Genomic DNA, 6,556 nt, shown 5'->3' with positions numbered 1-6,556 from the left:
GAGTTCGGCTGGCCGTCGGCCGCGCGCTTCGAGCTCGGCACGCTCGACGGCATGATCGGCTGCGTCGCCGCCGACATGGGCGTGACGCTGCTGCCGCGCACTGTGGTCGAGCGCAGCGCGATGAACGGCAGCGTGTCGATCCACCCGCTGAGCACCTCGCACGCGCGCGTCGAGACACTCTTCATCCAGCGCAGCGCCGGCCATCAATACAGCGCGCTTCAAGGCTTTGCGGCCTGCCTGAAGACGGATGACGACGTCATCGCGGCCTGACGCAGGCGCGGGTGTTCCACGTTACGAAATTCGCTGTCACAAATCTGTCGTACTTGAATCGATCCACGCGGCGCGTAGCTGATGCTGCGTTCAGCCGTCGCAGCGCGGCACATCGAAAAGCTTTGAAGGCCGTGGATTTTCTACGTTAGGATGCGCGACTAGCCAGCGCAAAAACCACAACGAAGCCAAAACATCGGGAGGACTATCGATGCGCAATACGCTCGTGTTGTGCTGTGTCGCCGCGTTGTCGGCGATATCAGGAACTGCAAGCGCACAGGACTGGACCAAATCGAAATGGGGACCGAACGACGAGATCGGCGCCGCCAACTACATGACGCCCGAACTCGTGGTGAAAGCGGCATCGCTGGTGAAGACCGGCAAGACCTATGCACTCGGCATTCCCGTCACGTCGCAGACGCCGGCCTATCCGCCACGCACCTTCAAGATCACCGTGGTGCAGCCGGGACAGGCCGGCAGCCCGGGTCTCGGTCCCAACAAGGCCACCTACAATGACGACATCCTCGACACCTGGGTCGGCATCGGCAGCCAGCTCGACGGGCTCGGCCATCTCGGCATCGAGCACGTCTATTACAACGGCAACAAGCTGGCCGATTTCGCCGATCCGAACGGGCTGAAGAAGCTCGGCATCGAGAAGGTGCCGCCGATGGTCACCCGCGGCGTGCTGCTCGACATGGCCGCCTATTTCAAAACCGACGTGGTGAAGGAAGGCACCGCCTTCAACGTCAAGGAGATCGAGGAAGCCGCCAAGCAGCAGAACGTCGAGATCCGCCAGGGCGACGTCGTGATCTTCCACACCGGCTGGCTCAGCCTGATCGGCAAGGACGACAAGCGCTATTCCGCCGGCGAGCCCGGTCTCGGCGTCGAAGGCGCGAAATACCTCACCGGCAAGGGCGTCGTCGCGATCGGCGCCGACACCTGGGCGCTCGAGGTGCTGCCGTTCGAGTCCAAGAACGTGTTCGAGGTGCACCAGATCCTGCTCGCCATGAACGGGACCTACATCCTCGAGAACATGGACACCGCCGCGCTCGCTCGTGACAAGGGCTATGAATTCCTGTTCGTGCTCGGACAGCCGCGCTGGACCGGCGGCGTGCAGGCGATGATCAACCCGATCGCGATCCGCTAACCTGAGACCCGGGCGAGGAACTTGCGGCAGGTCCCTCGCCCGCCCCTTCCGTCAGCGCGGCCTCAGATGCCACCGCCGCAATGCAACCACGGCCCAGATCGCCTCGACGAGACCGAACGGCCAGGCGCCCTGCAGGAAGCCGTAGGCGGAGCCCAGCGCACAGGACATCGCGAACAGCAGCACGAACCAGTGGCTGCGATCCTCCAGGGCATAGCAGACCAGCATCGCCGTCACGGCAAACAGGCCGAATAGTGTCAGTGCATCCATTGTTACCAGTTCACCCCGCCGCGCGACGCGTGTTATGCGCTAACGCCATGCCCGCTCTTATCCTGCCCCTCGTCGATGCTGCAACCCACTGGCCCGAACGCGGAGGGCTGATCGGCCTTGACCTGGGCACCAAGACCATTGGGGTTGCCGTGTCCAATCCGGACCGGCGGCTGGCGACCGGCGTCGAGACCATTCAGCGCAAGCAATTCAAGCAGGACGCGGCGCGGCTCCTGGCGATTGCGACCGAGCGCAAGGTGGTCGGCTTCGTGCTCGGCCTGCCCATCAACATGGACGGCAGCGAGGGCCCGCGCGCGCAATCGACTCGCGCCTTCGCCCGCAACCTCGCCAATCTCACCACGCTCCCCATCGGCCTCTGGGACGAGCGCCTCTCGACCGCGGCGGTCGAACGCGAGTTGATCGGCATGGATGTCAGCCGCGCCAAGCGCGCCGAGGTGATCGACGAGCACGCCGCGATCTTCATCCTGCAGGGCGCGCTCGACCGCCTCGCCAATTTGCGCGCCGGAAACGGCTGACCCCATGGTCGTCGTGATCGCGGCGCTGCTGCCGGTCTTCATCCTCATCGCGCTCGGCGTGGTGCTGAAGCACGGCCTGATGCGGCTGGATACGCAATGGCACGGGCTGGAGCAGCTGACCTATTTCGTGCTGTTTCCGATGCTGCTGATCCAGACGCTGGTGAAGGCCGACCTTTCCAAGGTGCCGGTCGCCGGCGTCGGCGGCGCGCTGCTGCTGTCGGCGCTGGCGATGTCGCTGCTCTGCCTCGCGCTGCGCCCTGCGCTGGCGCGGCTCGACATCGACGGCCCCGCCTTCACCTCGATCTTCCAGGGCGCGACGCGCTGGCAGACCTATGTGGCGCTCTCCGTCTCCGCCAACATGTTCGGCGATGTCGGGCTGGCGCTGGCATCCGTCGCGATGGTCGCGATCATCCCGCTGGTCAACGTGTTCAGCGTCGCCGTGCTCGCCCATTATGCCGCGCCGGAAAAACAGTCCGCGCGCACGATCGTGACGACGGTGATCCGCAATCCCCTGATCTGGGCCTGCGCGATCGGGCTCGTCGTCAATCTGACGCACCTGCCGCTGCCGAAGATCTGGCATGAGGTTGCGGACGCGCTGAGCCGGTCATCCCTGGCGATCGGCCTGCTCGTCACCGGCGCGGGCCTGCATCTCAAAGGCCTCCTGCGTCCCAGCCTGAGCGCGACGATCGGCGTCGCCTTCAAGCTGGTCCTGATGCCCGTGCTGGCGCTGGCACTTGCGGCCTGGTTCGGGCTGTCCGGCGACAGCCTCGCGATCGTCGCGATCTGCGCGGCAGTGCCGACCTCGCCCAGCGCCTATGTGCTGGCCCGCCAGATGGGCGGCGATGCGCCGCTGCTGGCGCAGATCATCACGCTGCAGACGATCCTGGCGGCGGTCACGATGCCGATTGCAATTGCGCTGGTGGCCTGAGGCGGAGCCTCAACTCCCCAGCCACATCGTCAGCACCACCGCAGTCATGTTGTTCAGCGCGTGCAGCACGATCGTGAGCCAGAGCGAATTGGCGCGATGGCGCATGTAGCCGAACCACAGGCCGATGGTGAAGACCTCGGCGAGGAAGTACATGTCGTACTGGAGATGCACGACCGTCCACACCAGCGACGACAGGATGATCGCGCCGGGCACGCGCAGGAAGCTCGCCGACCAGCCGCGATAGAGGAAGCCGCGTGCCAGCACCTCTTCCGACATCGGCGCCGCCACGCTGAAGGCGAACAGCAGCAAGATGGCCGCGCCCTTGTCGCGGCCCGATTGCAACAGGTCGGTCATGAAGCCCGGTGTCGCCTCGCGGCCGAGGCTCCGCGACATCGTCTCCCAGGCCAGCACGACGAGGATAAGCCCGACCACGCCGAACAGAAGCTGCTTCCAGGACGGCCAATGCAGCGCGAGATAGTCGACGAAGGAGGCCTTCTTGATGCGGATGGCGAGCCATACCGCCGCCAGCGTCGCCGGCAGGCCCATGATGACCGACAGCGCGAGCGCTGCCGGCTCCCGGCCGACCGACTGGATCGAGGCCATGTCGATCGGAAGGCCGCGCAGCGCGGCCAGCAGCAGGATCGCCCCGACCTGGCCGACGAACATCGCGACGAAGATGAGAAGGCCCCACAGCGCCGTGCCGAAGAACTTCCAGACGCGCGGCGCGTGATCCGCGGGCGTCATGATCAGTGGCGGATGCTCGGGATTGAGGGAGTCCATCAGGGGGCTTTCGTCAGGAGCAGCGAAACATCGGGAGGTCGTCATGCCCGGCCTTGTCCCGGGCATCCATGCCGCGCAGCAAGACGTGGATGGCCGGGTCAAGCCCGGCCATGACGGAATGGAGAGAGCTCGTCCCTTTCACGGCAGCGCCCTCTCCAGCAGCGCGCGCACGTCACCGCTCTCAAGCTCCACCGCGCCGTACATGCTGGCGTGGTTCGCGGCGAGGCGCGTGGCCGCGAACAGTTCGGCATGGCGCGGCGACACGCCGTTGAGTGCCGCGGCCGCCGCAAGCAGCGCCAGCTTCTCGACCGCGAGCCGCGCGACGCGCTCGCCGTCGGCGCGGCGGAAGGTCTTGCCGATGAACGCCGCCGCCTCGCCTGCCCCCGGCAGACCCTTGGTCTCGGCGGCAAGCGATTGCAGCACCGCCGTCGCCGCCTCCGGCTCGCGCGAGAGCGCGCGCAGCACGTCGAGGCACATCACGTTGCCCGAGCCTTCCCAGATCGCGTTGACCGGCGACTCCCGGTAGTGGCGCGCCAGAATGCCGTCCTCGACATAGCCGTTGCCGCCCAGGCACTCCATCGCCTCGTAGAGGAAGGCGGGCGCGCTCTTGCAGGTCCAGTATTTGATCGCGGGCGTGAGTAGCCGCATATAGGCGGCCTCCGCCGCATCGTGCGGGGTGCGGTCGAAGGCGCGGCAGAGCCGCATCACCAGGGCGGCGCTGGCCTCCACATGCAGCGCCATGTCCGACAGCACCGCCTGCATCAAGGGCTGATCGGCCAGATGTTTCTGGAACACGCTGCGGTGACGCGCATGATGCAGCGCATGCGCGAGCCCCGAGCGCATCAGGCCGGTGGAGGCAATTGCGCAATCCTGCCGCGTCAGCTGCACCATCTGGATGATGGTGCGGATGCCCTTGCCCGCCTCGCCGACCGCTTGCGCATAAGCGCCGACGAACTCGACCTCGGAGGACGCATTGGAGCGATTGCCGAGCTTGTCCTTCAGCCGCTGGAACTGGATCGCATTGACCGACCCGTCGGGCGCAAAGCGCGGCATGAAGAAGCAGGTCAAGCCCTCGTCGGCCTGCGCCAGCACCAGGAACGCATCGCACATCGGCGCCGACATGAACCATTTGTGGCCGGTGATGCGATAGGCCTCGCCGTCGCGCACCGCGCGCGTCATGTTGGCGCGCACGTCGGTGCCGCCCTGCTTCTCGGTCATGCCCATGCCGAGCGTCATGCCGCGCTTGTCCCACCACGGCGCGAATGTCGGATCGTAGCTCCTCGTCGACAGCACCGGCATCACGCGTGCCAGCAGATCCGGCTGCATCGCCAGCGCGGCGACGGAGGCGCGCGTCATCGTGATGGGACAGAGATGCCCGGTCTCGACTTGCGAGGCGATGTAGAATTTTGCCGCGCGAATGACCTCGGCGGCATCGCCCGCAGGCTTCCCCTCCGCCGTCCAGGTCGAATTGTGCACGCCCGCATGCGCGCTATGCGCCATCAGCTCGTGATAGGCGGGATGAAACTCGACCTGGTCGCGGCGATTGCCCTTGGCGTCGAAGCTGCGCAGTTTGGGTGTGTTCTCGTTCGCCGCGCGCCCGCGATCGGCCATCGCGGCCGAGCCCCAGTGCTTGCCGAACTCGGACAGCTCCCGCTCCGCCTTGGCGCCCCCATTGGCCTTGACCGCCTCGACCAGCGGCCGGTCCACGGCGAACAGATCGACATCCTCGAACGGCGGCGATTGGTTGAAAACCTCGTGAGTTGCGAAGCTGGGCTGGGTCATCTTGCTTCCCCGGCGCGGAATCAGTTCCGCCGCGGCTGGATCGGGAAATCATAGGCCGCCCCGCCTGCCCCCGGCAGGGAAAAATGCCACCACTCCTTCGAATAGTTCACAAAGCCTTGCTTGGCCATCGCAGCCACCAGCCGCTTGCGCCAGGCGCGCTGGTCCGGTGTGATCGACGGTGCTGCGGTATGGCCCTTCGCGTCCGTACAGTCGTAGCCGGTGCCCATGTCCACGCTGCCCTCCGGCGGCCGCGCCTCGACCGGCGCCGTGCAGTCGGCATAGGTTTTCGACGGATCATATTTGCCGGCGTTGTCGGCTTTGAGATCGACCAAGGTGAGATCGAGCGCCGCACCCGTCGAATGCTGCGAGCGGCTTGCGATGTAGCCGAGGCGAAACAGCTCGGTCTTGGGAATCCTGGGATTGTAGCGCCGCTCGGCGGCCGTCTCACGGCCGTTCTGCGACCACGCGACCATGTCGAGCGAGGCCCGCGCCGGCCGATAGCAGTCGAACATCTTGAGCGACAGGTTTTGTGCGGCGAGGTCCTGCTGGACCGCCTTCAACCGCAGTCCAACCTCGCGCTTCACCACGCACTCGCCGGCAGCGTAGCCGACGAGCGGACGGCCGACAAAGTTGTTCGCGGTCGCGTAGCGGATGTCCTGGATGATGGTTGGATCGATGTCGCGCAAATAGACGAAGCCGCCGGGGAGCGATTGGGCTGAAGCGGACGAGATTGAAGCGATCGCTAAAAGTGCGATCAAAATTGATTTGGCCGAGCGCATCCAGACTTCCCTGTCATTCCGGGGCGATGCGAAGCATCGAACCCGGAATCTCGAGATTCCGGGTCTGGCGCTT

At 65.9% G+C, this 6,556-nt stretch carries 8 protein-coding genes; 4 read left to right on the top strand and 4 right to left on the bottom strand.

Going from position 1 to position 6,556, the window contains the following annotated elements:
• Window positions 1-270, top strand: a 270-nt coding sequence (locus AC1D00_RS21230; RefSeq protein WP_477012008.1) for a LysR substrate-binding domain-containing protein, incomplete at its 5' end; no start/stop codon positions are given.
• 208 nt (window positions 271-478) lie between these two features.
• Window positions 479-1,414, top strand: coding sequence for a cyclase family protein (locus AC1D00_RS21225; protein ID WP_477012007.1), 936 nt, complete (start codon window positions 479-481; stop codon window positions 1,412-1,414).
• Between the two features lie 51 nt (window positions 1,415-1,465).
• Here AC1D00_RS21225 and AC1D00_RS21220 read toward each other — a convergent pair whose 3' ends face one another.
• Window positions 1,466-1,681 carry a hypothetical protein gene (locus AC1D00_RS21220; RefSeq protein ID WP_404556985.1) on the bottom strand — a complete coding sequence of 72 codons (216 nt, stop codon included), beginning with the start codon at window positions 1,679-1,681 and terminating at the stop codon, window positions 1,466-1,468.
• A 47-nt stretch (window positions 1,682-1,728) separates the two neighbouring features.
• Here AC1D00_RS21220 and ruvX point away from each other — a divergent pair, with 47 nt between their 5' ends.
• Together ruvX and AC1D00_RS21210 are read left to right on the top strand one after the other, a co-directional pair.
• Entirely contained in the window at window positions 1,729-2,214 is a 486-nt protein-coding gene (gene ruvX / locus AC1D00_RS21215; RefSeq protein WP_477012006.1) for a Holliday junction resolvase RuvX, read from the top strand.
• A 4-nt stretch (window positions 2,215-2,218) separates the two neighbouring features.
• On the top strand, window positions 2,219-3,142 hold the full coding sequence (locus AC1D00_RS21210; protein WP_477012005.1) for an AEC family transporter: 924 nt from the start codon (window positions 2,219-2,221) through the stop codon (window positions 3,140-3,142).
• 9 nt (window positions 3,143-3,151) lie between these two features.
• Here the strand turns inward: AC1D00_RS21210 and AC1D00_RS21205 are convergent, their stop codons facing one another.
• The 3 genes from AC1D00_RS21205 to AC1D00_RS21195 all read right to left on the bottom strand — a co-directional run bounded on the left by AC1D00_RS21205 (window position 3,152) and on the right by AC1D00_RS21195 (window position 6,483).
• Complete coding sequence (locus AC1D00_RS21205) at window positions 3,152-3,922, bottom strand: CPBP family intramembrane glutamic endopeptidase (protein WP_135177235.1); 771 nt, start codon at window positions 3,920-3,922, stop codon at window positions 3,152-3,154.
• A gap of 138 nt (window positions 3,923-4,060) precedes the next feature.
• Entirely contained in the window at window positions 4,061-5,704 is a 1,644-nt protein-coding gene (locus tag AC1D00_RS21200; protein ID WP_477012004.1) for an acyl-CoA dehydrogenase family protein, read from the bottom strand.
• 20 nt (window positions 5,705-5,724) lie between these two features.
• Window positions 5,725-6,483: a M15 family metallopeptidase gene (locus AC1D00_RS21195; RefSeq protein WP_404556992.1), complete on the bottom strand. Its 759-nt coding sequence runs from the start codon at window positions 6,481-6,483 to the stop codon at window positions 5,725-5,727.
• Between the last annotated feature and the right edge of the window lie 73 nt (window positions 6,484-6,556).

Source organism: Bradyrhizobium sp. P2_E8 (assembly GCF_056403875.1).
The sequence above is the reverse complement of the archived record's forward strand: the minus strand, read 5'-3'. Positions and strand labels throughout refer to the sequence as shown.

Coding starts and splice junctions, on each gene's coding strand:
- AC1D00_RS21210 (WP_477012005.1), top strand. CDS start 2,219: ATGGTCGTCGTGATCGCGGCGCTGCTGCCGGTCTTCATCCTCATCGCG.
- AC1D00_RS21200 (WP_477012004.1), bottom strand. CDS start 5,704: ATGACCCAGCCCAGCTTCGCAACTCACGAGGTTTTCAACCAATCGCCG.
- AC1D00_RS21205 (WP_135177235.1), bottom strand. CDS start 3,922: ATGGACTCCCTCAATCCCGAGCATCCGCCACTGATCATGACGCCCGCG.
- AC1D00_RS21225 (WP_477012007.1), top strand. CDS start 479: ATGCGCAATACGCTCGTGTTGTGCTGTGTCGCCGCGTTGTCGGCGATA.
- AC1D00_RS21195 (WP_404556992.1), bottom strand. CDS start 6,483: ATGCGCTCGGCCAAATCAATTTTGATCGCACTTTTAGCGATCGCTTCA.
- AC1D00_RS21220 (WP_404556985.1), bottom strand. CDS start 1,681: ATGGATGCACTGACACTATTCGGCCTGTTTGCCGTGACGGCGATGCTG.
- ruvX (WP_477012006.1), top strand. CDS start 1,729: ATGCCCGCTCTTATCCTGCCCCTCGTCGATGCTGCAACCCACTGGCCC.